Below are 25,058 nucleotides of genomic sequence, written 5' to 3' on the forward strand. Positions count from 1 at the left end.
TTGCAGCCTGCTTACATTCTGAACACGCCGAACTTCGTCGGCTCGGACGGCGCATTGGCCGCTGCGGACAGTCCAAGACCCAGCACAAGGCGGGTGTCGGCGGGATCGATCACGCCATCGTCCCACAGCCGTGCCGTGGCGTAATACGGATGCCCCTGAGTTTCATACTGTTCGCGGATCGGTGCACGGAATTGTTCTTCTTCCTGTACCGACCAGGAGCCGCCTTTGGCCTCGATATTGTCGCGCCGCAACTGGCTGAGCACCATGGAGGCCTGCTCGCCGCCCATCACCGAGATACGCGCGTTCGGCCACATCCACAAAAAGCGCGGGCTGTAGGCACGGCCGCACATGCCGTAATTGCCAGCGCCATAGGAGCCGCCGATGACGACAGTGAACTTCGGCACCGATGCGGTCGCAACCGCCGTCACGAGTTTGGCGCCGTCGCGGGCGATGCCGCCGGCTTCATATTTCTTGCCGACCATGAAGCCGGTGATGTTCTGCAGGAACAGCAGTGGAATGTTCCGCTGGCTGCAGAGTTCGATGAAGTGCGCACCCTTCAGCGAGCTTTCACTGAACAGAATGCCGTTGTTGGCAATGATCCCGACCGGGTATCCCCAGATATGCGCAAAGCCGCAGACCAGCGTCTGACCGTAGAGCTTCTTGAATTCCTCGAATTCGGACCCGTCAACAATGCGCGCGATGATCTCGCGAACGTCGAACGGCTTGCGCGCGTCGGAGGGCACGACGCCGTAAATTTCCTCGCGCTCGAACAGCGGCTCACGCGGCTTCCGCAGTCCCGTTGCCGATGACTGAGCGGGATTGAGGTTGCCGACGATGCGTCGCGCGATGCCGATCGCGTGGCTGTCGTTCTGAGCATAGTGATCGGTCACGCCGGACTGACGGCTATGCACATCGGCGCCGCCGAGTTCTTCCGCGCTTACAACCTCACCGGTCGCGGCCTTCACCAGCGGCGGACCACCCAGAAAGATCGTGCCCTGATTGCGCACGATGATGCTCTCATCGGACATGGCCGGCACATAGGCGCCACCGGCCGTGCACGAGCCCATGACGATGGCAATCTGCGGGATCCCCTGGGCCGACATCTGCGCCTGGTTGTAGAAGATGCGGCCGAAGTGCTTTTCGTCCGGGAAGATCTCATCCTGCTGCGGCAGGAAGGCGCCGCCGGAGTCCACCATGTAAATGCACGGCAGATTGTTCTGGCGCGCCACGTCCTGCGCGCGCAGATGCTTCTTCACGGTCATCGGATAATACGTGCCGCCGGTGATCGTGGCGTCGTTGGCGACAATGACGCATTCGCGGCCCGACACCCGGCCGATGCCGGTGACGATGCTCGCCGAATGCACGTCGCCGCCATAGAGACCGTAGGCCGCGAGCGGCGACAGCTCGAGAAACGCCGTCCCCGGATCGATCAACAAGTCGACGCGCTCGCGGGCCAGCATCTTGCCGCGGGCGGTATGCTTGGCCCTCGCCGCCTCGCCGCCGCCGCCTGCCACTTGGGACAGCTTGGTGCGCAGGTCCGCCACCAATGCCCGCATGGCATCGGCGTTTCGGGTAAAATCGGATGACTTCGGATCGATGCCGGAACGAAGAGCCATGGCCTCCCGCCGCTTGCCTTTTATGAGGTTGTTATTCGCCGCAACCAGGTTTCGGAACGGCCAAGCCGCAAGGTGTCATTGCAGGGCCACCGAGCGCAACATCAACTTTTTATTGAACTTTGGCGCAAACAGCAGCAGCCGCGCGCGGGACAAGGCGTCCGGCAACAAACAACCGCCGGAAGAACTGTCCACGTCCCCCGTCAGCAATCAAGTGGGTCCAATCAGTGGGTAGAATCAGTGCGTCCAGGGCTCAGGCCGGCGGAATGCGAAGTTGTCCGCATAGGCCTTGATACGGAGCCCCATGTCCTTGGCCTCCAGCACCTGATACGCGATGCCTTCCCTCTCGCAATAGGCGACCGCTTCTTCCTTGGTGTGGAAGCGCAGCGTCACCTGCTGCTTCATATCGCCCGAACTGGTCCACCCCATCAGAGGCTCGATGACACGGGGCTGCTCAGGCTCATAGTCGAGCTGCCAGTCCTTGGTCTTCGCTGCACCGGACTGCATGGCATTTTTGGCCGGCTTGAAGATTCGCGCTGTCATGGAATGAAAAGTCCCTGAGCCGAGAGGTCCGATGTAGGTAAATAGATAAAGTTCGTCCGATTCAAGTCGCGATCAATATCCTGCGCGCGCCGTCGAACCGGACTTACCAGCTTCAGAATCTGGTATAATCTGTTCGAAACGCTGTGACAATCGCGGCCGGCCGGGCTGGGTTGGAGATTGCGGCCGGGTCGATCGAATTTGCGAGGCGGGCTTCCATCCATGGAAATTCAAGCAACCCTTCCCGAAAAAGGCCGCGACCTCCGGCTCGATTTCTTTCGCGGTATCGCCAACTGGTGGATCTTCCTCGACCACATCCCGTACAATGTGATCAATTGGGCCACTCCGCGAAACTATGGATTCAGCGACGCTGCGGACCTTTTCGTCTTTATCTCGGGCTATACGGCGTCATTCGTCTATGCGCGTTTGATGCTCGACCGTGGATTTGTGGTCGGCTCGACGCGGCTCTGGAAGCGTGTCTGGCAGCTCTACGTCGCCCACGTGCTTCTCTTTGTGATCTACATCGCGGCGATCGGCTGGGTCGCCCTTCGTTATAACGATCCCGACATCATCAATGAATTCAATGTCGCCGGTCTGGTCGACAATCCCATTCAAACGCTGACTCAAGGTCTGATCCTGCGCTTCAAGCCCGTCAATCTGGACGTGCTTCCGCTGTACATCATCCTGATGGGCTTCTTCCCACCGGTGCTCTGGATGATGCTGCGCAAACCCGATCTGACCATGCTCGGATCGCTCGCCCTCTACTTTGCCGCGCGTCAGTTTGGATGGAATTTCTCCGCGTATCCGACCGGAAGCTGGTACTTCAACCCCTACACATGGCAGTTGCTGTTCGTCTTCGGGGCATGGTTCGCACTCGGTGGCGCGCGGGAATCGCAGTCGGTCATCAAGTCGAAATGGCTACTGATCGCGGGGACTTTGTATCTGTTGTTTGCCCTTGTCATGACGATGGCGGGCCGCTTCGAAACGTTCGGCGCGATGTTCCCGAGATGGCTCTATGACGCCTTCAACCCCAACGACAAGACGTTCCTTGCGCCCTATCGCGTGCTCCACTTCGTCATCATCGCGTTCTTTGTCACGCGCTTCGTACACAAAGACTGGAAGGGACTGGAGTGGAAGATCTTTGATCCGCTGATCAAATGCGGCCAGCAATCTCTCCAGGTCTTCTGCGTGGGCATCTTTCTGTCGTTTGTGGCCCACTTCATCCTGCTGTTGAGCTGGGGTTCGTTCTGGGCCCAACTGGGCGTGAGCCTCGGCGGCATCGCGATCCTGACCGGCGTCGCCTATTACGGGAACTGGTCGAAAAGGCAGGACAAGCCGACTGCCAAGCCGATGCCGCCGAAAGGACAGACTGCTGCACAACCGTCGCCTGCCGCGGGGTCATAGGAGCCCTTGGCGGCGGAACGCGTTGTTAATATCACCATCAGCCGGACCGATTGCACGCGCCAGAATGCCTTATTCGCCTTGCTGCGGCGGGGCGAAGCGTGTATCGACTGTCATCTCTCGGGGTATAGCGTAGCCTGGTAGCGCGGCAGTTTTGGGTACTGCAGGTCGGAGGTTCGAATCCTCCTGCCCCGACCAAATTCTCAGGCAAAATCAATAGATTAAAGAAAGCCACTCCTGCGTTCGGTGAGCGGGCGATGGCCTATGGCGAGCCCAATCTTGATAGCGCTCCCTAGCGGAATCGAACCGCGCCGGCCACCACCCGATTGGCCTATTTCGTCCCGAACAACGGATGGCCCACGCGATCGCCGGGGGAGATTCCAAGCTTCTTGGCGGTTCCGCCGGCCACTTCAATCACGCCTCTGACCAGGCCGCCTGAGGAAATGATCTTCTCGGATTGCGGTGTGGTGTTCTCGGCAATCCGCAGAATGCGGCCGTCGCCCCGAACGAAGATCATATCGAGGGGAATGAAGGTGTTCTTCATCCACATCGACACCGGCTGCTCAGGAGAGAAATCGAACAGCATGCCCCGCCCTTCGGGCAATTCCTTGCGGTACATCAGCCCGGTCGCCCGCTCCTGCTCGGTCTTCGCTACTTCAACAGTAAAGACCCGAACCCCGGACTTGGTCACGATTTCGAGCGGCTGAAGCTCGGCCGCGCGAGCGCCGGTCGAGACCATCACAGCAACAAAACACGCAACGAGCACGCCAAGAGACTCGCGAATGACGCGGGAGGAAGCCATCGATGTGAGGAAGTCTGAACGCAGCGCCATGGTTAACCGTCCGGGATTCGCGAAATCCGGCATCCTATAGCCCGCCAATCATGGCAAAGGCCAGATACCGAACCATACCGGACGTTCAGATCACGGGAATTTGGTCATCGACCGGACGCAGCCCAAGCTGCGTCCAAACAGTGGCGCCGTATTCGGCTTAGTGCGACGACAGACCGGGCGCGCCGTTCTCAGGCTGAATCTCGGCAGCCATCATGCCCTTGGAGCCGGGCCCGAAGCGGACAAGCACATACTGGCCCGGACGCAGCTCGGTCATTCCGTAGCGGCGCAGGGTTTCCATGTGCACGAAGATGTCAGGCGAGCCTTCCCCACAGGTCAGGAAGCCAAAGCCACGAAGCCGATTGAACCACTTGACCTGAGCACGCTCGAGACCGCTCGTCGGAGTGACGGTGACGTGCGTTCGCGCCGGCAGCATCTGCGCAGGATGGATCGCGGTCGACTCATCCATCGAGACGATACGGAAAGCCTGATAGCCCTTCTGCCGCTGCGTGCACTCGCACACGATGCGGGCGCCTTCGTACGCGGTCTGGTAGCCGTCGCGCCGGAGCACCGTGACGTGCAACAACACATCCGGCCAACCATTGTCCGGAACGATAAAGCCATAGCCCTTCGAGGCGTCAAACCATTTGATGACGCCTGAGATCTCGACCAGATTAACCGCGGCAGCATCCGCGGCAAAAGTATCTGTGCCTAAATTCCGCTCTATTGGTGCGGATCTATCGTTTGAAGCGAATCCGCTTGAACCCGCTATCCTCTTGGACTCAAATCCGTCCGACCCCATGACCCCGGACCCCAACCAATCTGCGGTCAATCACTTCTGTGATGACTTGCGATCCGCGTTGCTCATCGTGAGGCTTCAAGACGACACGACGCGAATCTCTTAATGCAACGATAACACTCCGGCGCGAGCCTGGAAGACAAAAAACAATTCTAAAGCGAACTATGAACAGCTTGCACAGCTGCGAATCAATTTCCCACAAACGGCGCTAACACCTCGCCGATGTCATGACGGATCACGAGGTCCGCGATCTCGTCCTGTTCCGTCGGCTCATTGTTGATGATCACAAGTTTCGCGCCATTGTTGCGCGCCAGCATCGGGAAACCCGCCGCCGGCCAGACGACGAGTGATGATCCGATTGCGAGGAAAAGATCGCAATGCTGAGTAAGTTCCGTTGCACGTTGCATCTCATCCTCCGGCATGGCCTGACCGAACGAGATCGTCGCCGTCTTCACCGGATCTCCGCACGCCGCGCATGAGGGGGCCTCGTCTGCTTCATCGAACCGGGCCTTCACCCAGGCGATCTCATAGCGCTGCTGGCAGCCGATACAGCGTGCATAGGTGGTATTGCCGTGCAGTTCTACGACATGGTCAGCCGCGAATCCGGAAGCCTGATGGAGGTTGTCGATGTTCTGGGTCACAACGGCGGGGATTTTCCCTGCTTTGTAGAGTGAGGCCAAGGGCCCGGTGTCCACGCCCAGGCTTCGCCGCGGCGAAGCTCGGCTCCATCGCAAACCGGCGGCGCCAGGACTCGTCGCGCGCCTCCTGGCTTGCGAGAAATTCATCGAACGGAATAGGACGGTTGCGGGTCCATAGCCCCCCGGGCGATCGAAAGTCGGGAATGCCGCATTCGGTTGAAATACCGGCCCCGGTGAAAGGGACGATCGTTTTTGCTTCAGCGATCATATCGCCAAGCATTTCAATCCCACTGCGAAGATCGGATGCGATCATTGACATAGCTCCCCTTCCCGATTGGGCATCACCCGGTCTGATCAAAGGCGAGTTGGTGGCAGAATGCCAATGCCCAAAGTATGTCGGAGTGCCGACGGATGCTCAGCAAAAAGGGGGCGCGAAGCCCCCTCATCAACGATGCCACGCGATGACCGGCACGTGATCGGATGCAATCAAGCGGCTTTTACCGCCTGGGGTTCGGGCTTCAAGGCTTCCTTCACATCCTTGAGGTCCTTCGTCTCCTTCTTTGGAGCGGGCGCCTTCACCATTTTGCCGTATGCAGAAAGCCGTTCCATTTCAGCAGCAAGCTCGCGCTGACGCGTCGCGACCTTCTCGGCCAGCTTTTCAGTGGCCTGGTCACGCAACTGCGCCAAGTCTTCAATCGACATCGAGTCCAGATCTACTTTTTGCATCGTCGTCTCCATTGATTGCAATGGACGTATCAAGAACGTTTTGGGCCCGCTAGGCGGCGGATTCTCTTATCCACTGTCATCCCGACGGCCAGATCGCGCGACGACGGCCTGGAACCGTTAGGGACCGATCACGTTGTCAGCGAGAGGATTCCATGCCTTACGCGCTATTCACGAACGACGAAAAGATCAGCAAAGCCTTTCCAACCGAGCACGAGGTTTGGAAACACGCCGATGAAGCCGGTTTGGTGATCGACGTGCGGCCCGATGACGACGAGGGCCAACCCAAACGTGTCCTTGACCAGGATTATACGATCAAGCCCTGCGAGGCAGATGCGCTCGCGGAGCAGCCTGCTCCGCGCGCCAAGGAACGTGTCAGCAGCCGGTGAATCGCGGATCGGGTCCGTCGTGCAGTTCTCGTAGATAAGCTAGGCCACATATCGCAAGACGATGGGAATCGGTTTCGCCAGCGGAAGACAGCATCTCGATGTAGTTGGTTAAACTCTCTCTCGATTGTTCGAGTCCCTCGTAGCTTACGCTGCGTATCATCCCGAACGTATCCATCACACGATTGATGACTTCTTCCACTGGTTGTCTCCAACTTCAACTTCCACTGAACGTCGGAGATGATAATCGCAACGCAGCATGGCGGTTCCTAGGCAAACAAGAATTTATTGTGCCCCAATATTGGAGCGCCTTGTTCGATGCACAGCGAATACAGCGCTAGCCGTTGAGATTCTCGCGTGTTTAAGCCGAAATTTTTCTAAGAGCAGCAGCTATCGACAGACAGAATGCCAGCAATGTCACGACTGCATTGACAGTGTGGGATAGCTCCCACTGTCGCCGCAGAGCCTCCCAATTGTCAGGCATGACGGTCCAGTTCACAGTCTCAACATTCGCCGGATAGGTGAAGAAATAGAAGATGATGAGATTTGCGAAGAGAAGAATCGCAGCCATGAGCGCAAGGAGGTTGCTCTCGGTATATGCCAGCGCAAGATTGACCAGCAGTGAAATCGGCAGCAGAAGACCCGCTCGTGTGGCGGTTCAGAAGTCCGCATCATTCGTGCGGCGAGTCTGGAATGCGGACTTCTGAACCAAAGCCACACGAGATCAATATTTTTCTAGTGTCCTTCGATTCCGAAGTTCGCAAACGAACGTGCAGCGGGATAATGCGAACTTCGGAATCGGGACACTAGCCACCATCCAATGTAAATCTTCTGGACGACGAAATACTCCGCCTTGGGCAGAGGCATCTTGTTCGCGAGTTCATAAACATGCGCACCAGGCGCGATTAGCGCCAGACCTGTGAGCAAGACTGCGAAAAATCGGAGCATGCTTTTGAACGACGAAGCACGCTTTGCGTTCCGCGCACCAAGCGTGCAGTAAAAGAACTGCAGCGACCACCATTCACCCAACCGCGGATGAATTGGCGAAAGGTGCGCGCGCCAGAGAAAATCGGTTGAAGCTCGTCGAAGTCTAAAAGACGGAGAGTCCCGCGCCTGGCGCAGAACACCCCAAACCGCCCGCACACACCCCGCGCGCAGCCCCCTGCACCCTCGTGGAATTTACTGCTATCTATTGTCCGGTCATGCCGGAGCCCACCCGGGCCTCTACAAGCGTTCTCAGAAGGAAAGAAACATGCGCTACCTCCACACCATGTGTGGGAAATTCAAATAACGCAGTAATACCAGGGGTTTCTTTTACACCGCGACACGCAATCCGCACGCAGTAACTTCGGACATGAATTTGTCGATAGCCGCGCACGCATCAGCCAAATAATCGGGCGCATGCGGTGCGTAAATATCGGTTGTCGATAAAGCCGAGTGCCCAAGCTGGGCTTCAATATTCCACTTCACAACACCCGATGCACGAAGATGCCGCGCAACGGTGTGACGGATTGAGTAAGGCTGGCAGTTGATCGATTTGTCGATCTTCGCGTTGGTCCGACAATTCCGCCACGCACCTTCCCAACGGCGGATCGGCTTATTGGCTCTCTTTATAAGGAGCCCCTTCCCCCGCTTCGTCCAAAGGTAGGCCCGAAGACTTGGAGGCATTCTGACAATCGGCCGGTACTTTGCTGTTTGAACCCTCCCCGGAGGGTTGAGGTCGATGAGCCCGTGCTCAAAGTCGATACATTCCCAGACCAGCTCGCAGGCCGTGGACGGTCGGCAGCCCGTCCCCATCATGAGCATGATCATCATGTGGGTGTTTTTGTTCGCTTTGGATAGCAGGGCTGCAATTTCGGCAGGCTTTAATGGATCACCCTTCGGCTTCTTCCGCTGAGCCTCGATAAGCTCCACAAAGGGCGCCGAGGCCAGCTCACCGCGGCGGTAGGCCCGCTGGGTCGCCGCCTTCAAAATCCCCAACAGGTTGTTGATGTACGTCGGCAGAAATCCCTTTGCCTTCATCGCGGCGACGAAGTTTTCCACATGGGCCGGGCTACAGGCAGCCTTGACCGACATTCCATCGAAGAATGTGGTTAGGTGCTTGAGGGAGGCCTTGATACGGCGCCCGGACGGGAGTTTTGAGGCATGCTGGTGGTAGTACGCCAGGAGAACCTCCGCCAACAGGATGTCGGCGGGGCTCCTCTCCTCTTTCGGCTGGTTATCGCCGATCCACCAGTTCGTCAGCGCAAGCTTGGCCTGCTCTAACTCTTCGGGGCCGACAATCCTGACGCCAAGCGAGATACGAGTTGTTTGTCGGGTCCGGCCGTCATAGCGGCAGCGGTGCCAGAAGTCGGAGCCTGGCTTTTCTCCGAGCCACCAGTCTCCGACCTGAAATTCTTTCTTCGCTCCGTACCGTCCCATTTTTCAGGCGTCCCGTACAAATACAAATCGACGATCAGATACCCGTGGTAAGAAATCTTGTTACCGAGCCGTTTAGGTTTGACCCTGTTCGCCTTCCGCCAACGCTTAAGCGTCGTGTAATCAACGCCCAACAGCGCCGCAGCCTGAGGCTCGGAAAATTCCGCATACAGCTCGAAGTGGCCAAAACCCTTCTTCGCCTTGAAGAATGGGACTGCCTCGGCCCGTGCCCTTGATTTCTCGTCAATCATGGCTTCGCTCACTGTTCACCCTCCCAAGATAGCGACCCGTTTGAAAAAAGAATCCCCCTTGCCGAAATATTTTTCAGCAGGGCTTCCCGAGCGCGAGTAAAGCCCGCGCCCAGCCGTCCAAATTGCCGATGAGGAAGATCAGCAAGAACGCGCCAACCGCTTCCATTGAAGCGATTCCGTAACTGGCCAGCGCGTACAGCAGGTAGATGCCGCTGATGAACAAGGCCAAAGATGAGTACGGCTGGATAAAGCCGCGCCACATCGGTTGCCATCCGTAGCAGTAAAGCACCGGGTGTCCGTATGACGCGGCGATGATCCCGAGAGTCCAGGCGACGAGCAGAAAGGCCCATAGTTTCACGTGGAGCGCCATTGCCGCCTCCGACGATTCCGGCGCTGACGCATGGGCTTTGGCTTTGGCCGGCTGACCCATGAATGGATGCCTGCGATCAGGTTCGACACCAAGGTCAGGCCCACAGAAAGAAGCTGGACCGCGATCTTGATGAAAAGCCCGATGAGTTTGATGAGTGCTTTGAGCATTGGTCCCTCCCGAAAGGGGGCGGCCCTTAGACCGCCCCTTGCGCCTTATCGGCTCGACACCGGGAAAGCCTTGTCTTCCATCGGCAGGCCATTCACGACCTTGTAGCGCCAGGCCAACCGCTCTCGCTTGCGAGTGATCGGATGGATGTAGACGATGGAATAGTAGGCGTAGGTTCGACCGTTGGCCGGATACACTGTCACTTTGTCCAGTACCGCCGTGCGAAGTCCGACAGCGGTGTGGTAGCTCGGCCGAAACCCCTGAAAGACCCTTTCATGGGCTGGATTGACCGTAGGCGCGAGCTGCAGAACCACGGGCGGCTTACTTCCGTAAGCGACCGGTGGTGCAAAGCGGCTGTAACCAAAGTGGCCGAGAATGGTCTGAAATTGGGTCATTTGAGCCTCGTGTCAGATCAAGCAGAATTGCTTGATTGACTCTGAGGCTAGCTACCAACCAGACTGTGTCACGGGCCCGAATTTGGGCCCACTTTGTTTGAGAAGTCGAATGGTGAAAAAGACCCGCTCAAGCCATCGCGAACGGAGAACATCGCGCGCCGTCTATGAGTATGAGCGTAAGGTGCGCCTTAGCGAAGAGCAATTAGCATTCGTGAAGGCGGAGGCCGAAAAGTCCGGTCTGTCTGAAAGCGACTTCATGCGACGGCGTATAGAAGCCGGTCATGTCGCAGATCAGATTGCCGCGGTCCTCCATAAAGATCGAGAGGACGCCACGCTCGGCACCTTAATCAACGATGTTACAACGCGAATGTCCCTACTCTTCGTCGCAACTCATGATCTCTTGAGGCGCGGTAAAGGTGCGGCGGAGTTGACCGACCAGATTTTCGAAGATGAGTTGCGTACATTTGTAAATTCGGCGGCTTCAAACCGGGATGAAGTCAGGCAGCTCGCTGAGCTGTCGTGGAAACTCGTTGCCCGCTTTCAAACCAAAGACGACGAAGCTCTTTTCAATTACAAAATGATCATAGGCGACCTGTTCTTTCTTCTCCGTTCGATGTCTAGAGTTGATGGTGTTATGAGCCAGGACCTTACCGATGTGTTGGCTGCAATGGGTCCGCTCACTGTGCGAATTGCGTTGTTTCACGAGGCCCATCGTTCAGTAGAAAAGCCCCGATGACCTTCGGTGTCCCAACCACCCAATGTTTCTTCGCCCCCAAACGCCACGGCGTGAGCGTTGCAGAAGAACCACGGGTGTTTAACGGTGCCATGTAAAAATTGACCGTTATGGGTTTGCGTACCGCAAACCCGCCGGTCTGTTACTATGGCAACACATGGACCACGGTTTCTCCCGCTTAGAACATTCTTCTTTCGGGAAGAGCGATCAGCGTTATCAGCCGGGCATGCTCGCAAAGCACGCGGTCTACATCAGTCGCCTCTCTGCGTCCGACCGCTGCATCGCTATCAACTTCTCCACCAACACACATAAATTTCGGCGCGAGGTTGCCGAGTACGAAGAATCCGTCACGCGCAAGAACGCGCGGCTTGCCGACAAGATCGTTATCAACCTCGACAACCGCATGGATGCCGAGGCGATGGATGATGCGCTTCGAGCCTTTGCGATCACGCTGACCAAGGGCGCGGCGCGTATTCGGATCGACGTGCACTTGAACGACCCGAACAATCCCCACGCCCACGTCCTGTTCATCGACAAGTCGGTTTACGACGGCTCTCGCGTTCAAAGGCTATCTGATAGTCCGCGGGACCGCGCCAAGGCAGGTTTGGAGCCCAACGGCACCCAGTGGCTGCGCGACACCTGGGAAAAGGAGTGTAATTCAGTCCTAGACGCCCATGGCTACGATTTCAGGCTGGATATGCGATCTCGGCTGGACCGCGGCCTGGATAAAGCCAAGGAGCACGTGGAATGGCGTGCCTCTCAAAGCCCCGAGGAGACCATTGAAGCCGTCGAGGAAACGGCAACAGTGGCTCAGGAACGTTTTGTCTCCACGCTTGAGGAGCAATACTTGGCCAAGCTGTCAGCCTACGAGCAGGCTCATCTGGAAGATGCCGCCATCGAGCGAGAGTTCTACGAGACCACGGCTCAGCGCGTCGAGGATGCCCTCGAATATCACGCCGAATACCAGCGCCTTAAGGCAATTCAGGCCAACATCGCGCACTACAAAGCGGTGGCGGAGACCGCGCGCGCGGACGCCGGGCAGCTCCGCAAACACGCGACCGCGGTGCAGCTTGAGGCTATTGAGGCGGAGAAGTCGGTCTACTACGCATCCGAAGCGTTCGATCAGCACAAAACCTCAAGCGGTCGGCTGAAGGGTTTTGAGCTGTCTCTCTTTGGCTACGAGATCATGAAGAGCCCTGCCCGCCACCGCGCCCTTGGTGCGCAGCAGCAATTGGCGGCGCGGCAGTACGACTACGAGGTTAAACTGAAGGACTATCGGGACGCCGAGGACCGCCACACCATTCGGGAAAATGAAGCCCGCGAGGCCGAGATCAAGCACGAGTTCAACGCCCGCGAAGTCCTCACGTACATCGAGCAGACCTACGGCAAGGACAAGACCCTGCATGATGCCGAATATCTGCATGTCCGTAGCGTCAGCAAAGCCCTTGAAGGTGTAGACCCGCAGGAGGTGTTTGCCGAATACGAGATCGGCGCCATCACGCGTGAGCAGGCTGTTGAGGCTTTAGCGCTACTTGGCGCGACCTACCTTATCGACCGGGTCGAGGAACGACACCGCGTCGAGCTGGAGCAATGGGAAACCATGGAGCCACAAATCGGGCTCTAGTTCTTCTGCAGGATTTTGTCCCAGTTAGGCATCTTGGGGCACCTCTTCGGCCCGCAAATGTAAGGCACGGCCAAACCCTCTGAGATGAGCGTCTTTCCCACGTCAGTCCCATCGACGCGAAGAATGCCGCACTTCCGGCCGTGGTTGCAGGCCTTTGTGCCATGGGTGCCGTCAGGGCAAGAGCACTGGACCTCTTCTAGGTCGATAGAGCCGCTAGACAGCAGCTCAATTAGCCGTTCGGTTGCAAGCCTTGCGACGGCGAACTCACCCGTGGTCTGTACGAGAGCGTTACTGCGTCCATCATCAGCGAACTTGAGAAAGGCGTCCGCCCATGGACAAAAGGTTGGAAGGAAGGAAAGTCCGTCCGTATTCCAAGCAATGCTGCGACTGGGCGGCACTACTCGGGGATGAACATTCTTCTGCTTTGGCAGCAGGTCATGGAGAAAGGCTATCCGAGCCACGGCTGGATGACCTTCAGGCAGGCGAACGACCTCAAAGCCCGCGTCAAAAAAGGCGAAAAGAGCTGTACCGTCGTCTACACGTCTTTCAAACCGCGCGATGTCGATGACGGCAAAGGCGGCACCGAAAGCAAAATGGTGCCGATGCTGAAAGCCTATTCCGTGTTCAATGTCGCCCAACTCGAAGGCCTACCAGCGATCTACAACGCCGAACCGGAAAAGCTACCGGACGACGTAAAGTTGGATGGCATACGGTCGATGGTTCAAGCGAGTGGCATCTCAGTGCAATACGGGTCGGATATCCGCGCGTCCATGATGCGCGTGAAGGCCGGTCTTAAAGACTCGGGAAAATCGCGGTCCAGCTTCGTAGCGAGGGGGAATGTCGCTTTCTCAAAACGATCACGGATTTTCCCTGCCCCGCACAGGTTCTTCATCGCAACTTGAAGTGCGTGCAACTTGCCGACGTGATCTCCGCCCCATCCGTTGTCTATCATCGCTCACTTCCTGAAGAACAACAGGGCAATCGTACCGCCTATTGCGCCGAGTACCCATTTCCATTCACGTAGGTAGAAATCGACAGCGATGTGCGTAAACTGGGAAGTCCAGTGCCTGCGATAGCGGCCATATGTTGTCAGTATGTTTGGATTTTGGTGGGGATACTCAAACTCGCCTTCGTACCATTTCTTGAGTTTGTGCAGCATATCGTTGCTCCGAATCTACCTGGAGCAAACATAAACTCGGTAAGGCGGCGCATGACTCCCGCCACCCTTTTATGCACGTTTTCCACATTCTCGATTGTCCACAGAAACGGAACCTTTGATAACTCCCCGTTTTGCAAGGCTTTTCTTCATCGCGTCCACAGGAACCCTGAAGTTTGTTCTAGCGCCAGGAATCTTGGGGCCATAGGATTATGGGGAAACGGAGTAGCGGTCATGCGTAACCCTGTGTCGAAACCAGAACGTCCTGCCGACTTGAACAAGATGTCGTGGCAGGAGAAGTCTGCTTACTACCGCGCGAAGAGCGAATGGCTTTTAGGTGAGATGCAAGCGGCCAACCCGAATTACGCTCGCGAGCATTTGGGTGATTTCGAAAGTCCTCAAGACCGGAAGTCATAAGGGCTGCGGTTCTTCTCCCGCTTGGCAGTGCGGCCCTTATACCATTTGTTCCACTTTCCTTTCCCGACATCGCGCGGGTCAAACGGTTCGCCGTTGAATTGCTTTGTACAGAGGTCGGCGTCTTCTTTCGTCAGGAAGCCGAAAGGGGCAAAGCTCTTCCCTTCAAAGGTCACGGGATGGGTCAGGTGCGCGATAGGCCGCCCGAAGAACCGTTCGACCTCTTCGCACTTCGTTGGATGGTCCAGGCACGGGACGGCAACGCCGAAGTCACCCCATTTAGGCGCGACCCAGTTCACCAGCGGCGCCCGCCGAGAACCCGAGACTTCCCGGCTGGAAGCTCCCGCTTCTTCTCCTCCCGCTGCTCACAAAGCTCATCCACCCTGTTCAGCATCCGCTCAAGCAAGGCTTCGGCCGAGGCGGTTGAGATTCCGGCCTTTTGGAGGGAGAGGATGTCTTTGCGTTGGCGTGAGATTTGAACGCGCATGCGTTCAATCTCAGCGCGGATGAAATCCAGGCTGGGCATGGCTGGCTCTTTGGAAAGTTGGCCAGCCAATAAGAACGAAACAAGAACCCAGAGTCAATGCGCCCGTTCGGTTCCAGCCTCACCTTCTCAAGCCCGCGGAACATTCACCCCAGGCCACGGGACTCGACAAGACACGGGGCGCAGAACGGCCGGCATGCCGCCCGGTTCAAGCTACGCGATGTTTTTCCAGGTCAGGTCCTAAGGCTTTTGCCCAGGCGGGCATGGTCCCCACGCCAGACCATTCCTTATCGCCGTCGCGATATTTCACGGGACGCTTTGGCCGGGCCTGTGAAGCGTTCTTCCCGTTGGGTTGAGCTATGAGAGCGGAAAGCCTTTCCGCCTCACCTGAAAGCTCGCGCTGACGGGCTGACACCCGATCAGCAAGCAACGTGTTCACCTGCTCACGCAGTTCTGCGAGTTGTTCGATTGACATGCTTTCGAGCGTCAAATTAGCCTCCTCTTGATGAAGCTAATCTGCCGCCCCGCGCATTATCTTCAACGAGCACCTTGGGGCAATTGAGCAAGAACAGCCGACGAACAAAGCCGCACGCAATCCGCACGCACTCCACTACAACGGCCTGCATTTTGCTGCTATTTCGTGCCCTCTCCTGCCTGTACCGCCAAGAATTCTCTAAACGTTCTCAGAAGGATAAGAAAAATGCGTTATCTCCACACCATGCTGCGCGTCCGTAACCTCGATGTTGCCTTGAAGTTTTACAGCGATGCGTTCGGTCTGAAGGAAGTCCGCCGCACCGAAAGCGAAAAGGGACGCTTCACTCTGGTATTTCTGTGCGCGGACGAAGACGAAGCGTTATTGAAGCAGGTCAAGGGGCGCGGCGCGCCTCTCGTTGAACTGACCTACAACTGGGATGAAGAAACCTATGGCGAGGATCGCTATTTCGGTCACCTCGCCTATGAAGTCGACGACATCTATGCGACCTGCGACCGCCTGATGAAGCTGGGCATCACCATCAATCGCCCGCCTCGCGATGGCCAGATGGCGTTCATCCGTTCGCCCGACCTGCACTCGATTGAGCTTCTGCAGAAGGGCGACGCATTGCCTCCGCAGGAGCCGTGGTCCTCGATGCCGAATACCGGCCACTGGTAATTGGTCCGCGCCAAGCCTCGATGAGACAACAGACAAAAGCTCCGCAGATGCGGAGCTTTTTTTGTTCTGCGCTGCCGCTAAGTAGCTTGAAGACTAAAGTTTCCTGCAGTCGGCCGTGGCTTCGAGGAGCTTCACGAGCTTGTTGCCTGCGGCCTTGAGAATGCACATCTCGACCTGCTTGCCCGCGGGCACCGGCTTGGCGCAGGTTATCAACGGATTGTCGTCATAGACGGGGGTCGAGAACTTGCAGGTTGCCATGCATGACGCGTCGTGATTCAGCGGATTGGTCACTAGAACACTCGCCGAGAGCTCACCCGGCAAGATGGTGCAAACGACCGGGACTGGCTCGGCATGCAGACCTGAAGCGAAGGTCAAAGCCAACATCACGGAGAAAACGAGAATCCTGTTAAGCATGTCCTGTATCGCGGGCTGTTTGGATAGCGCGGCACACTATCAATACCCACGCATGGGGACGAGTGATTTCCTACCGAACTGCGCTCTTGCGTATCGAAGGATTGCAAATTTCCGCGATCTCTGTTGCAACTTGAGTTCGATGCAGGACCACCCGCCGTGAACAATATCATCAATGCATTCTTATTGGTCTACGCCGCGCTCTTTCCGATCGTGAATCCGGTCGGCAGCGCGCCGCTGTTCTTGCGCATGACCCGCGACCGGAGTGATGCGGATCGCGCCGTCCTTGCCTCTGGCGTCGCGCGATACAGCTTCTTTCTGTTACTTGGCTCCCTGTTCATCGGCTCGCACGTCCTTGAGTTTTTTGGCATCACGCTGCCCGTGGTGCGGATCGCCGGCGGTCTTGTGGTGGCAGCGTTCGGCTGGCAATTGCTGCACACCCCGGAAGACACCGCAGAGGAGCGGGAAAAGCGAAACTCGCAATCCAGTTCGCAGATCGACGCGTTCTATCCACTCACCATGCCGCTGACGGTTGGCCCTGGTTCAATCTCCGTTGCCGTGACGCTTGGCAGTCAGCGGCCCGCCGGCGCCGCGGCTGACCTCACCCAATTGGCAATCCTGGGCGGTGCGGCCGTTGCCGGTCTTGCTGCAATCGCGCTGACGATCTTCATCTGCTATCGCTTTGCCGATCGCGTCGTCGCGCTGCTCGGCACACGCGGGACTGACGTGGTCATGCGGCTGTCGGCGTTCATCCTCTTTTGCATCGGCATTCAGATCATCTGGAATGGTGGCAGCGCGCTGTTGGCAAGGCCAGCCTGACCTCTATCGGAACCCGCCGTTTTCGGTTTAAAATCAAATGTTTGGAACATTTGATTAAGGATGCGTTCCACCTCACTCCATTGGTGCATTGAAGCGCAGGGTAATTTTCGCTAGCAATTTAAGCTCGCGGACCCTGACGGACCGCACATGCCAAGGTCCGCCTTTCATGCACTGCTTGAAATTGGGTTCGAGAATTGGTCTGACGCTCAGAGCGCCGCTTGTCGTGCTCATGCTGGGCGGCGCGGCATCAGCAACGCTGACCGTCGCGGCGAATGCACAGCAGCCGATTGTGGTGGCGAGCACCGAAAAGCCCTCAGCCGATAACCTCAACGCGATCTTCAAGAACCAGGCTTGCATCCCGACAAAGGCGCTGACCCAGTTCGACGCGCCGCTCACCCGAACCGCGAAGCGGCTTAACGACCATGAGCCCGTGACGATCGTTGCCATCGGCTCATCGTCCACCGGCGGAGCCGGCGCGAGTTCACCCCGATTTGCTTATCCAAGCCGGCTCGAGCGAGAACTTCGCCAGAGATATCCGGATTCGCCGGTCACCGTCATCAACCGCGGCGTCAATGGCGAGGATGCCGCCGACATGATGGCGCGGCTTGATGAAGTACTCGCCCCGAAGCCCGATCTGGTGATCTGGCAGCTTGGCACCAACACTGTCCTTCGCGGCGGCAGCATCCCCGCGACAAGCGACGTCCTGCAGTCCGGCATCGCCCGCATCAAGGCAACAGGCGCGGATGTCCTGCTGATCGATCCGCAGTTTGCCCCCAGCGTCAACGCGAAGCCTGCAGTCAACGATATGGTCGGAATGATCGGCCTTGTGGGCAAGCAGGCCCATGTGCCGGTGTTCAGGCGTTACGTGGCCATGCAGCATTGGCACGACGATCAATCGATCCCGTTCGACCGCTTCATTATCGCGGACGGCCTGCATATGAACGATTGGGGCTATTCCTGCCTCGCCCGCCTGCTGGCCGACGATATCGCAACCGTAGCCACACGATCCCGCACGGTGGCGGGCATCAAGGCGCAGCAGTAACGAGCGTTTAAGCGCAACCCACAGTCCATGCAGATTAGGGCCTCACGACGCTTGCCGCTGTCGCGAAACGCCTTTATACGTTGCGGCGCGTTGACCAAATCAGTCCGCTGACTCGGGCCAACGAAGTTCCAAAATCGATCTAAGTTATTGATTTTGGTATGCTATTTTACCGATCCAGGTGAAAAGGCAGAGGTTTTGCGCTTCTTGCGCCGGGCCGACTGCAGCTTTTCGCTCCCTTCGTCTATCGGTTAGGACGCCACCCTTTCACGGTGGAGAGAGCGGTTCGATTCCGCTAGGGAGCGCCACATCATTCCCCAATAATTTCAGAAACTTAGATGCACGTTAGTGCAAATTGGATCGGCAGTCTCTGTGCCAGCTGATCCGTGTCCTCGGTCAACTCACCCGCGTCGCCGCCTCCTGCTACTTTGCAGCGCCATAGTCCGCCGCTTTTCGAATACTCGCGCTTCCGAAAGCGGTCGTCGTTACAGGCGTAACCAATCGGCCGTTGAGGTGAAATGCACCGGCAATACGGCGCATGCCCTATGCCCCTCTCATGATCGATTGGAGGATGGCATGGCCGATCAGTCGCCATTTGCGATGAGCATTATTCATCACTACGCGCTACGCGTCGGGGACGTCGAAGCAGGCAAGACATGGCTCACCACCATGCTTGGCCTTCGCGTGGAGCGCGAATTTCAAATTGCGGGGAATGATTTCGTCTTCCTTTCGCCCGGCGGCGCCAGAACCCCGGTGATCGAGCTCGTTGGCGGCCCGGTGGAAAGCGAGCGTCAGCTTCCCGACAATCTCCCCGACATGATGAAGCTGGCCGGATGGCACCACCTTTGCCTGCAGGTTCGTAACGTCGAACGGTGCATCTCGGAGCTGCGGCGCCGCGGGGTCAAGATCCTCCTCGATGTGACCGATGGTCTGCCCGAAATCGGCGTGGAAAAGGTTGCGTTCATCGCCGACCCATGGGGCAACATCTACGAGTTGCTTCAAGTCACCTACGGATAGAAGCCGATCCGACGCAAGCACGGAGTTTTCTCATGATCCTCTATTACGCTCCGGGCGGCTGTAGCCTGGCCGATCACATCGCGCTGATCGAGACGGGCCTTCCGTACAAGCTTGTCAGGGTCCATCGGGGCAAGCGGACGGAGGATGGGCGCGACTTCATGACGATAAATCCAAAGGGTTTTATTCCCGCGCTGGAAATGGACGACGGGAACGTCCTGACCGAAAACCTGACCATTCTTGTCTATATCGCTCACCAAGCAGGCGCGCTGCTCCCCAAGGTGGGGCTCGACCATTGGCGCGCACTTGAAGCCACCTCCTTTATGACCACCGAATTACACACCAACTTCAGGCCGTTTTTCCACCTTGATCCCCCGGCGGAAAAGGAGAAGGCGCGAAAGTTGCTGGTCAAACATTTCGCCACGATCGCCGAGCAGCTTGGCGACCGACCGTTTTTGGTCGGGGATCGAATGACGATCGCGGATCCTTATCTCGTCGTGATGCTGATGTGGGCCGACAAGAACGCGATCGAAGTGCCGGTGCGGCTCAGCCACTACCTCGCGCGGATGAAAACGATTCCATCGGTCGCCAAGGCGATTGCGGATGAAGCGCGAGAGGCTGAACGCGCGCCGAACTAGTAGCGCGCGTTAAGCAAGCTCGCCATTCCATCTTTCCCACTTGAGCCCTATTTGCTGCCTAAGGCACAGTTACGCGGGCACATTGCTGTGTCCGCGCAAGACAGGAGACTCCCATGGCCCGCCGGCTGATCGATATTTCCGTCCCTCTGCAAAACGATGTGCCGGCAGATCCACCCGGCAACCATCCGACCATCCAGTACATCGATCATCAGCAGGGATTGGCGCCCATCCTGCATTTCTTCAAAGGCCTGAAGAAAGAGGATCTCCCGGACGGCCAAGGCTGGGCCGTTGAAAAGGTCGCCCTCTCAACTCACAACGGCACGCATCTCGACGCGCCCTACCACTTTCATCCGACGATGAATCACGGCGAGCGCGCCTGGACCATCGACGAAGTGCCTCTGGAGTGGTGCTTTCAGCCCGGCGTTAAACTCGACTTCCGTCACCTGCCCGATGGCTACGTCGCCACGGCCGCGGACGTGGAGAACGAGCTCAAACGCATTGGACATACGCTGAATCCATTGGAGATCGTCGTCGTCAACACCAGTGCTGGAGCCAAGTATGGCCGGCAGGATTACGTCGCATCGGGCTGCGGCATGGGCTACGAGGCAACGATGTATCTGCTCGAGCGCGGTGTGCGGTTGACCGGGACCGATGGCTGGAGCTGGGACGCGCCCTTCATTCACACCGCCAAGAAATACGCCGAGACCGGTGACGCGAGCCTGATCTGGGAAGGCCATAAAGCAGGCCGCCACATCGGCTACTGCCACCTCGAAAAGCTGCACAATCTGGAGCAGCTCCCGTCGACCGGCTTCATGGTGTCCTGCTTCCCGGTGAAAATCGAGCGAGCGTCCGCCGGATGGACGCGAGCCGTCGCGATCCTGGAGGACTGATTGCGAGGATGGCCTTACGGCTGAAGCGTGACTAAGCTTCGTCATCCGATGCCGCCAGTTGGAGCACATCCATGACCATGCCTCAGGATATCGCCCGTCTTCAATCCCAGATGCGGGAAACCGTAAAATCCCACTGGAAGGGATTCCTGATCGAAGGAATTGTCCTCGTCATCCTCGGTCTTGCGGCGATTGCCATTCCACAGCTCGCCAGTATCGCGATCGCGATTTTCCTCGGTTGGATGTTTCTGATCAGCGGCGCCCTCGGGCTCTATCTGACCATCGCGGCCCGCGAGATGCCCGGCTTCTGGTGGGCATTGACCTCAGCTGCGCTGGCGATTATCGCGGGGCTCGTCCTGCTGGTGCAGCCGGTCGCGGGGACGCTGACGCTCACCATCGTCGTCGGCGTCTACTTCCTGGCGGAAGGCGTAGCCACCATCATGTATGCGCTCGAACACCGGAGCCAGTTGTCCGGCCGATGGGGCTGGCTGCTGACTGCCGGCATTTTCGATATTCTGGTGGCCGGCGCCATCATCACCGGCCTGCCCGGCACAGCCGCATGGGCGATCGGACTGCTGGTCGGCATCAACCTCGTTTTTGGCGGCACATCGCTGATCGGAATGGCGCTGGCCGCGCGCGACAGCTGAGGTCACACGCGCAGGCGCGAAGGCAATCTGCGGATGCTTCAGCAGCCGCGGCAGATGCTCTTGATCTTTCGATCGAGTTCTTTGTCCTGCGCGGATTCCGAATAGCCGCCGCTTTCCGTACCGGCAGGCACATCGCTCGCCTTCGGCTGGCGATGGCCGACGGGGGCCTGGGGGATCCCGCGGGTTGAAGACGACGAGGACGATGAGTTGGCCGAGCTTCCCGCTCCCGTGGTCATGCCGGGTGTGGTGTTTTGCGCAAGGGCAACCGAGATGCCGAGCATCGAGAAGACAACCATGATCGGGATGGTTCGCATGTCACATCTCCAAACGAAATGATTCCTGACTACCTTCCCCGCACTCTAGCGAGAACGAGCCGGAGTTTCTATCGTTCCGCAGTTGCGTCGACCCTGCGCTGCACAATCCTGTGTCTTTCGCAGATCGGCCATCGAGCTCAGCAACCAGATACCGGCAGCCGCTAGAACGACAAAAAAGCCGAACATCACCGCGTTTTCCAAAGCACGATTGCCTTCGCCCTCGGGCGGCTCCGGGTTGCTCATCGCCGCAACCTAAGAAGATGATGGCGGGTAAAGGTGCACATCGCCGCAATAGTCCGTGACCCTGTAGCGGTCGCTTTGGCCGGGTTGATCGTTCGACAGGTATTGCGGACCTACCGGGGCCTTGCCATAGCCGCCCGGAATGTCGAGCACATATTCAGGCTGACACAGACCTGACACACGGCCGCGCAGCGCCTGCATCAATTCCTGCCCTTCCCTCAACGTCGTGCGGAGATGAGCGGTGCCGGGCGCGAGGTCGCCATGATGCAGGTAATAGGGCTTGATCCTGCATTCCACGAAGCCACGCATCAAGGCTTCGAGAGTGGCCGCATCGTCGTTCACCCCCCGTAACAGCACGGACTGACTGACCATCGGAATGCCCGCGTCGACCATGCGCCCGCAGGCCGAGCGCGCCTCAGCCGTCAGCTCACGGGGATGGTTAGCGTGAAGGGCGACCCACGTGGTTGCCTTGTCGGTCCTGAGTGACGCAACCAGATCGTCTGTGATCCTGCCGGGATCCGCGACCGGCACGCGGGTGTGAAGGCGAATGATCTTGACATGATCGATGGCCGCAAGATCGGTGATAATCTCGTTGAGACGACGCGCCGAGAGCATCAGTGGGTCGCCCCCCGTCAGGATGACCTCCCAGATCTCCGGGTGTGTTCGGATATAGTCCAGCGCGCTCGCGTAAGAGTCACTCGAAAGCGCGCTCTCTTTGCCCGGCCCCACCATTTCCCGGCGGAAGCAGAAACGGCAATAGACCGCGCAAACATGCACCACTTTGAACAGCACGCGATCGGGATAGCGATGAACGATTCCGCTCACCGGCGAATGGCTATGATCGCCGATCGGGTCGGCGTTTTCCTGGCCCTGAACCACCAGTTCATCAGCTGAAGGCACATACTGGCGCGCGATCGGATCTTTTGGATCGGTCGGATCGATCAGAGCCACAACGTCCGGTGTCATCGCCACGGCATAACGTGCAGCCACCTTTTCCAGCGCAGGCAAGTGCTCCGCAGACGTCAGACCGTGCTCTGCTAGCTCAGTCGCAGAACGAAGCGTATTGGAAGCTCGTACGGTCATGCGCCCACCTGCGGCGGTGTCCACACCACCTGATCGACACGCGCCGCTCCGCTCGCCAGCATCACCAGCCGATCGAAGCCAAGGGCGACGCCGGATGCCGGGGGCATATGCGCCACCGCGGCCAGAAAATCCTCATCGAGCGGGTAGCGCTCGCCATAGCGCCGCTCTTTCTCGTCCATGGCTTCGTTGAAGCGCATGCGCTGCTCGGCCGCATCCGTCAATTCACCGAATCCATTCGCCAGTTCGACACCGCAGGCATAGACCTCAAAGCGTTCGGCAACGCGCCGATCCGACGGTTTGGTGCGTGCGAGCGCGGCCTCCGGTGCGGGATATTCATAGAGTACGGTCAAACGGCCCTGCCCCAAATTCGGTTCGATATGTTCGACCAAAATCTTGCTGAAGATATCGGACCACGTATCGTCGCTGGTGATGCGCACGCAATCCTTCGCGGCGGCAGCCAGCAGGTCGCGATCCGACCGTCCGTTCGGAATGGTCGCGAGCAGATCGATCGATGCAAAACGCGCGAAGGCGTCAACGACTGTCAGCATTTCCGGTTCGAGATGCGGGTCGGCGGTTCGGCCTCTGAATGAAAACATCTCGGTCCCGGTCGTCCGCGCAGCTTGGGCGATGACCGTGATGCAATCTGCGATCACCGCGTCGTAACTGTCATTGGCGCGGTACCATTCGAGCATCGTGAATTCCGTCAGATGAAGCGGCCCCTGTTCACGGTCCCGGAACACACGTGCAAATTCCACGATTTTTGTCTCGCCGCCAGCCAGCAGCTTTTTGCAGGCGAACTCGGGAGACGTGCGGAGATATCGCCGCGTCTTTTCGCCGGATGGGGTGGTCAGATCGGTCCATGGTGCATGCAGATGGGTTTCGTTACCCGGAGAGGTCTGCAGGACCCCCGTCTCGACCTCGACGAATCCCTGTGCTTCAAACCACGCCCGGATCGCCCGGGTCACGGCCCCGCGCGCCTGCAAAAACGGCTTTCGGTCCGCATGGCGGTCTGATAACCACCACGGCGACGGCATTTGGACCTCATTCATGGGCGAATGGCCCGATTCTGCCGTAAAAAGCTGGCTTTTGTGCTGCAGATCATTATGTTGCGGCCCGAAACCGCGTCGGCCAGCCCCGATACCTCGGACCTGCACCAGGTCCCATTCTGAACATTAGGAAACGTATCCGTGAAAGTCATCGCTAGTTCGATTCGCAAAGGCAACATCATTGAGCAGGATGGAAAGCTATATGTTGTCCTGGCGGCGGAGAACATCCATCCCGGCAAGGGAACTCCGGTCAGCCAGGTCGAAATGCGCCGGATCAGCGACGGCGTAAAGATCTCCGAACGCTACAAAACCACCGACCAGGTGGAACGGGCGTTCGTCGAGGACCGCGACTTCAATTACCTCTATGAAGATGGCGATGGTTTCCACTTCATGAACAACGAAAACTACGATCAGCTTCTGGTTTCCAAGGACGTTGTCGGCTCCCAGGCCCCCTACCTGCAGGAAAACATGACCGTCAAGCTGTCGATCTATGAGAACACAGCGGTTGCGATCATCCTGCCGCAGCGCACGACCCTTGAAGTGGTCGAGACAGAACCGGTCACGAAGGGACAGACCGCCTCCTCCTCGTATAAGCCCGCCATGCTGTCGAACGGCGTGCGCACGTCGGTTCCCCCGCACATCGGCACCGGTACACGCATCGTCGTCATGACGGAAGACGGGTCCTACGTCGAACGCGCCAAGGACTAACGCGCTAGTGCGGTGGATCTGACGTTCGTATCAATATCAGCTGCTGGTCCATTATACGAACGTCAGATCCAAAACCGCACTAGAATCATCTCGTTGCTAGTGTCCCTAAGGTTCTGACATTCG

31 protein-coding genes, 2 tRNA genes and 1 pseudogene are annotated in these 25,058 nt (G+C 58.0%); 15 read left to right on the forward strand and 19 right to left on the reverse strand.

All coding sequences use genetic code 11. From position 1 onward, the window contains the following. Positions 1-11 precede the first annotated feature (11 nt). Together ACP0KA_RS27040 and ACP0KA_RS27045 are read right to left on the reverse strand one after the other, a co-directional pair. Positions 12-1,616, reverse strand: a complete 1,605-nt coding sequence (locus tag ACP0KA_RS27040) for a carboxyl transferase domain-containing protein (RefSeq protein ID WP_424632048.1) — start codon at positions 1,614-1,616, stop codon at positions 12-14. A gap of 234 nt (positions 1,617-1,850) precedes the next feature. Continuing rightward, positions 1,851-2,156 (reverse strand): ETC complex I subunit, encoded by a 306-nt coding sequence (locus ACP0KA_RS27045; RefSeq protein WP_424632049.1) that lies wholly within the window; start codon positions 2,154-2,156, stop codon positions 1,851-1,853. Between the two features lie 219 nt (positions 2,157-2,375). Between ACP0KA_RS27045 and ACP0KA_RS27050 the strand changes: the two genes are divergently transcribed. Both ACP0KA_RS27050 and ACP0KA_RS27055 read left to right on the forward strand, forming a co-directional pair. Further along, positions 2,376-3,557: an OpgC domain-containing protein gene (locus ACP0KA_RS27050; RefSeq protein ID WP_424632050.1), complete on the forward strand. Its 1,182-nt coding sequence runs from the start codon at positions 2,376-2,378 to the stop codon at positions 3,555-3,557. A 118-nt stretch (positions 3,558-3,675) separates the two neighbouring features. After that, positions 3,676-3,752: transfer RNA gene (locus ACP0KA_RS27055), tRNA-Pro, on the forward strand. 133 nt (positions 3,753-3,885) lie between these two features. On the opposite strand, the gene ACP0KA_RS27060 is transcribed toward ACP0KA_RS27055, so the two are convergent. The 4 genes and pseudogenes from ACP0KA_RS27060 to ACP0KA_RS27075 all read right to left on the reverse strand — a co-directional run bounded on the left by ACP0KA_RS27060 (position 3,886) and on the right by ACP0KA_RS27075 (position 6,546). Further along, positions 3,886-4,293, reverse strand: a complete 408-nt coding sequence (locus ACP0KA_RS27060; protein WP_424632161.1) for a DUF192 domain-containing protein — start codon at positions 4,291-4,293, stop codon at positions 3,886-3,888. 250 nt (positions 4,294-4,543) lie between these two features. Next, on the reverse strand, positions 4,544-5,185 hold the full coding sequence (locus ACP0KA_RS27065) for a cold-shock protein (protein ID WP_424632051.1): 642 nt from the start codon (positions 5,183-5,185) through the stop codon (positions 4,544-4,546). Between the two features lie 185 nt (positions 5,186-5,370). Further along, positions 5,371-6,133 (reverse strand): annotated as a pseudogene (locus tag ACP0KA_RS27070) (SIR2 family NAD-dependent protein deacylase). Positions 6,134-6,306: 173 nt separating this feature from the next. Continuing rightward, positions 6,307-6,546: a hypothetical protein gene (locus ACP0KA_RS27075; RefSeq protein ID WP_424632052.1), complete on the reverse strand. Its 240-nt coding sequence runs from the start codon at positions 6,544-6,546 to the stop codon at positions 6,307-6,309. Positions 6,547-6,698: 152 nt separating this feature from the next. Here ACP0KA_RS27075 and ACP0KA_RS27080 point away from each other — a divergent pair, with 152 nt between their 5' ends. Next, entirely contained in the window at positions 6,699-6,932 is a 234-nt protein-coding gene (locus ACP0KA_RS27080; RefSeq protein WP_424632053.1) for a hypothetical protein, read from the forward strand. A 358-nt stretch (positions 6,933-7,290) separates the two neighbouring features. On the opposite strand, the gene ACP0KA_RS27085 is transcribed toward ACP0KA_RS27080, so the two are convergent. The 5 genes from ACP0KA_RS27085 to ACP0KA_RS27105 all read right to left on the reverse strand — a co-directional run bounded on the left by ACP0KA_RS27085 (position 7,291) and on the right by ACP0KA_RS27105 (position 10,528). Beyond that, positions 7,291-7,500, reverse strand: coding sequence for a hypothetical protein (locus ACP0KA_RS27085; protein ID WP_424632054.1), 210 nt, complete (start codon positions 7,498-7,500; stop codon positions 7,291-7,293). A 743-nt stretch (positions 7,501-8,243) separates the two neighbouring features. Continuing rightward, on the reverse strand, positions 8,244-9,350 hold the full coding sequence (locus ACP0KA_RS27090) for a tyrosine-type recombinase/integrase (protein WP_424632055.1): 1,107 nt from the start codon (positions 9,348-9,350) through the stop codon (positions 8,244-8,246). 321 nt (positions 9,351-9,671) lie between these two features. Further along, on the reverse strand, positions 9,672-9,968 hold the full coding sequence (locus tag ACP0KA_RS27095; protein ID WP_424632056.1) for a hypothetical protein: 297 nt from the start codon (positions 9,966-9,968) through the stop codon (positions 9,672-9,674). Continuing rightward, the gene (locus tag ACP0KA_RS27100; RefSeq protein ID WP_424632057.1) at positions 9,953-10,135 is read right to left on the reverse strand and encodes a hypothetical protein; all 183 of its coding nucleotides are present in this window, start codon (positions 10,133-10,135) and stop codon (positions 9,953-9,955) included. The genes ACP0KA_RS27095 and ACP0KA_RS27100 overlap by 16 nt, the downstream gene beginning before the upstream one ends. Before the next feature lie 45 nt (positions 10,136-10,180). Next, complete coding sequence (locus ACP0KA_RS27105; protein ID WP_424632058.1) at positions 10,181-10,528, reverse strand: hypothetical protein; 348 nt, start codon at positions 10,526-10,528, stop codon at positions 10,181-10,183. Positions 10,529-10,637: 109 nt separating this feature from the next. Here ACP0KA_RS27105 and ACP0KA_RS27110 point away from each other — a divergent pair, with 109 nt between their 5' ends. From ACP0KA_RS27110 to ACP0KA_RS27120, 3 genes are all read left to right on the forward strand, one after another. After that, positions 10,638-11,264, forward strand: a complete 627-nt coding sequence (locus ACP0KA_RS27110) for a hypothetical protein (RefSeq protein WP_424632059.1) — start codon at positions 10,638-10,640, stop codon at positions 11,262-11,264. 154 nt (positions 11,265-11,418) lie between these two features. Next, positions 11,419-12,885 carry a MobA/MobL family protein gene (locus ACP0KA_RS27115; protein WP_424632060.1) on the forward strand — a complete coding sequence of 489 codons (1,467 nt, stop codon included), beginning with the start codon at positions 11,419-11,421 and terminating at the stop codon, positions 12,883-12,885. A 275-nt stretch (positions 12,886-13,160) separates the two neighbouring features. Further along, positions 13,161-13,787, forward strand: coding sequence for an ArdC-like ssDNA-binding domain-containing protein (locus ACP0KA_RS27120; protein WP_424632162.1), 627 nt, complete (start codon positions 13,161-13,163; stop codon positions 13,785-13,787). 53 nt (positions 13,788-13,840) lie between these two features. On the opposite strand, the gene ACP0KA_RS27125 is transcribed toward ACP0KA_RS27120, so the two are convergent. The 4 genes from ACP0KA_RS27125 to ACP0KA_RS27140 form a co-directional block, all read right to left on the reverse strand. After that, positions 13,841-14,044 (reverse strand): hypothetical protein, encoded by a 204-nt coding sequence (locus tag ACP0KA_RS27125; RefSeq protein ID WP_424632061.1) that lies wholly within the window; start codon positions 14,042-14,044, stop codon positions 13,841-13,843. Between the two features lie 395 nt (positions 14,045-14,439). Next, entirely contained in the window at positions 14,440-14,754 is a 315-nt protein-coding gene (locus tag ACP0KA_RS27130) for a hypothetical protein (protein WP_424632062.1), read from the reverse strand. After that, on the reverse strand, positions 14,751-14,981 hold the full coding sequence (locus ACP0KA_RS27135) for a hypothetical protein (RefSeq protein ID WP_424632063.1): 231 nt from the start codon (positions 14,979-14,981) through the stop codon (positions 14,751-14,753). The genes ACP0KA_RS27130 and ACP0KA_RS27135 overlap by 4 nt, the downstream gene beginning before the upstream one ends. 166 nt (positions 14,982-15,147) lie before the next feature. After that, complete coding sequence (locus ACP0KA_RS27140; protein ID WP_424632064.1) at positions 15,148-15,429, reverse strand: hypothetical protein; 282 nt, start codon at positions 15,427-15,429, stop codon at positions 15,148-15,150. 210 nt (positions 15,430-15,639) lie between these two features. Between ACP0KA_RS27140 and ACP0KA_RS27145 the strand changes: the two genes are divergently transcribed. After that, complete coding sequence (locus tag ACP0KA_RS27145; protein WP_424632065.1) at positions 15,640-16,089, forward strand: VOC family protein; 450 nt, start codon at positions 15,640-15,642, stop codon at positions 16,087-16,089. Positions 16,090-16,182: 93 nt separating this feature from the next. On the opposite strand, the gene ACP0KA_RS27150 is transcribed toward ACP0KA_RS27145, so the two are convergent. After that, positions 16,183-16,503: a hypothetical protein gene (locus tag ACP0KA_RS27150; RefSeq protein WP_424632066.1), complete on the reverse strand. Its 321-nt coding sequence runs from the start codon at positions 16,501-16,503 to the stop codon at positions 16,183-16,185. Between the two features lie 156 nt (positions 16,504-16,659). Here ACP0KA_RS27150 and ACP0KA_RS27155 point away from each other — a divergent pair, with 156 nt between their 5' ends. From ACP0KA_RS27155 to ACP0KA_RS27185, 7 genes are all read left to right on the forward strand, one after another. Continuing rightward, positions 16,660-17,319, forward strand: coding sequence for a MarC family protein (locus tag ACP0KA_RS27155; protein ID WP_424632067.1), 660 nt, complete (start codon positions 16,660-16,662; stop codon positions 17,317-17,319). Between the two features lie 166 nt (positions 17,320-17,485). Next, positions 17,486-18,361 (forward strand): SGNH/GDSL hydrolase family protein, encoded by an 876-nt coding sequence (locus tag ACP0KA_RS27160; protein ID WP_424632068.1) that lies wholly within the window; start codon positions 17,486-17,488, stop codon positions 18,359-18,361. A 230-nt stretch (positions 18,362-18,591) separates the two neighbouring features. Then, a tRNA-Glu gene (locus ACP0KA_RS27165) sits at positions 18,592-18,666 on the forward strand. Between the two features lie 268 nt (positions 18,667-18,934). Further along, a complete protein-coding gene (locus ACP0KA_RS27170) occupies positions 18,935-19,375 on the forward strand; it encodes a VOC family protein (protein ID WP_424632069.1) in 441 nt (146 codons plus the stop codon). 32 nt (positions 19,376-19,407) lie between these two features. After that, the gene (locus ACP0KA_RS27175) at positions 19,408-20,010 is read left to right on the forward strand and encodes a glutathione S-transferase C-terminal domain-containing protein (protein WP_424632070.1); all 603 of its coding nucleotides are present in this window, start codon (positions 19,408-19,410) and stop codon (positions 20,008-20,010) included. Between the two features lie 113 nt (positions 20,011-20,123). Then, the gene (locus ACP0KA_RS27180; protein ID WP_424632071.1) at positions 20,124-20,900 is read left to right on the forward strand and encodes a cyclase family protein; all 777 of its coding nucleotides are present in this window, start codon (positions 20,124-20,126) and stop codon (positions 20,898-20,900) included. A 71-nt stretch (positions 20,901-20,971) separates the two neighbouring features. Next, positions 20,972-21,544: an HdeD family acid-resistance protein gene (locus ACP0KA_RS27185; RefSeq protein ID WP_424632072.1), complete on the forward strand. Its 573-nt coding sequence runs from the start codon at positions 20,972-20,974 to the stop codon at positions 21,542-21,544. Positions 21,545-21,582: 38 nt separating this feature from the next. Here the strand turns inward: ACP0KA_RS27185 and ACP0KA_RS27190 are convergent, their stop codons facing one another. From ACP0KA_RS27190 to epmA, 3 genes are all read right to left on the reverse strand, one after another. Beyond that, the gene (locus ACP0KA_RS27190; protein WP_424632073.1) at positions 21,583-21,858 is read right to left on the reverse strand and encodes a hypothetical protein; all 276 of its coding nucleotides are present in this window, start codon (positions 21,856-21,858) and stop codon (positions 21,583-21,585) included. A gap of 252 nt (positions 21,859-22,110) precedes the next feature. Beyond that, complete coding sequence (locus ACP0KA_RS27195; RefSeq protein WP_424632074.1) at positions 22,111-23,181, reverse strand: lysine-2,3-aminomutase-like protein; 1,071 nt, start codon at positions 23,179-23,181, stop codon at positions 22,111-22,113. After that, positions 23,178-24,230, reverse strand: a complete 1,053-nt coding sequence (epmA, locus tag ACP0KA_RS27200) for an EF-P lysine aminoacylase EpmA (RefSeq protein WP_424632075.1) — start codon at positions 24,228-24,230, stop codon at positions 23,178-23,180. The genes ACP0KA_RS27195 and epmA overlap by 4 nt, the downstream gene beginning before the upstream one ends. A 138-nt stretch (positions 24,231-24,368) precedes the next feature. Here epmA and efp point away from each other — a divergent pair, with 138 nt between their 5' ends. Beyond that, complete coding sequence (gene efp / locus ACP0KA_RS27205) at positions 24,369-24,935, forward strand: elongation factor P (RefSeq protein WP_424632076.1); 567 nt, start codon at positions 24,369-24,371, stop codon at positions 24,933-24,935. Positions 24,936-25,058: the final 123 nt, after the last annotated feature.

The sequence above is a fragment of the Bradyrhizobium sp. SYSU BS000235 genome, assembly GCF_049747295.1.
Lineage (GTDB): Bacteria > Pseudomonadota > Alphaproteobacteria > Rhizobiales > Xanthobacteraceae > Afipia.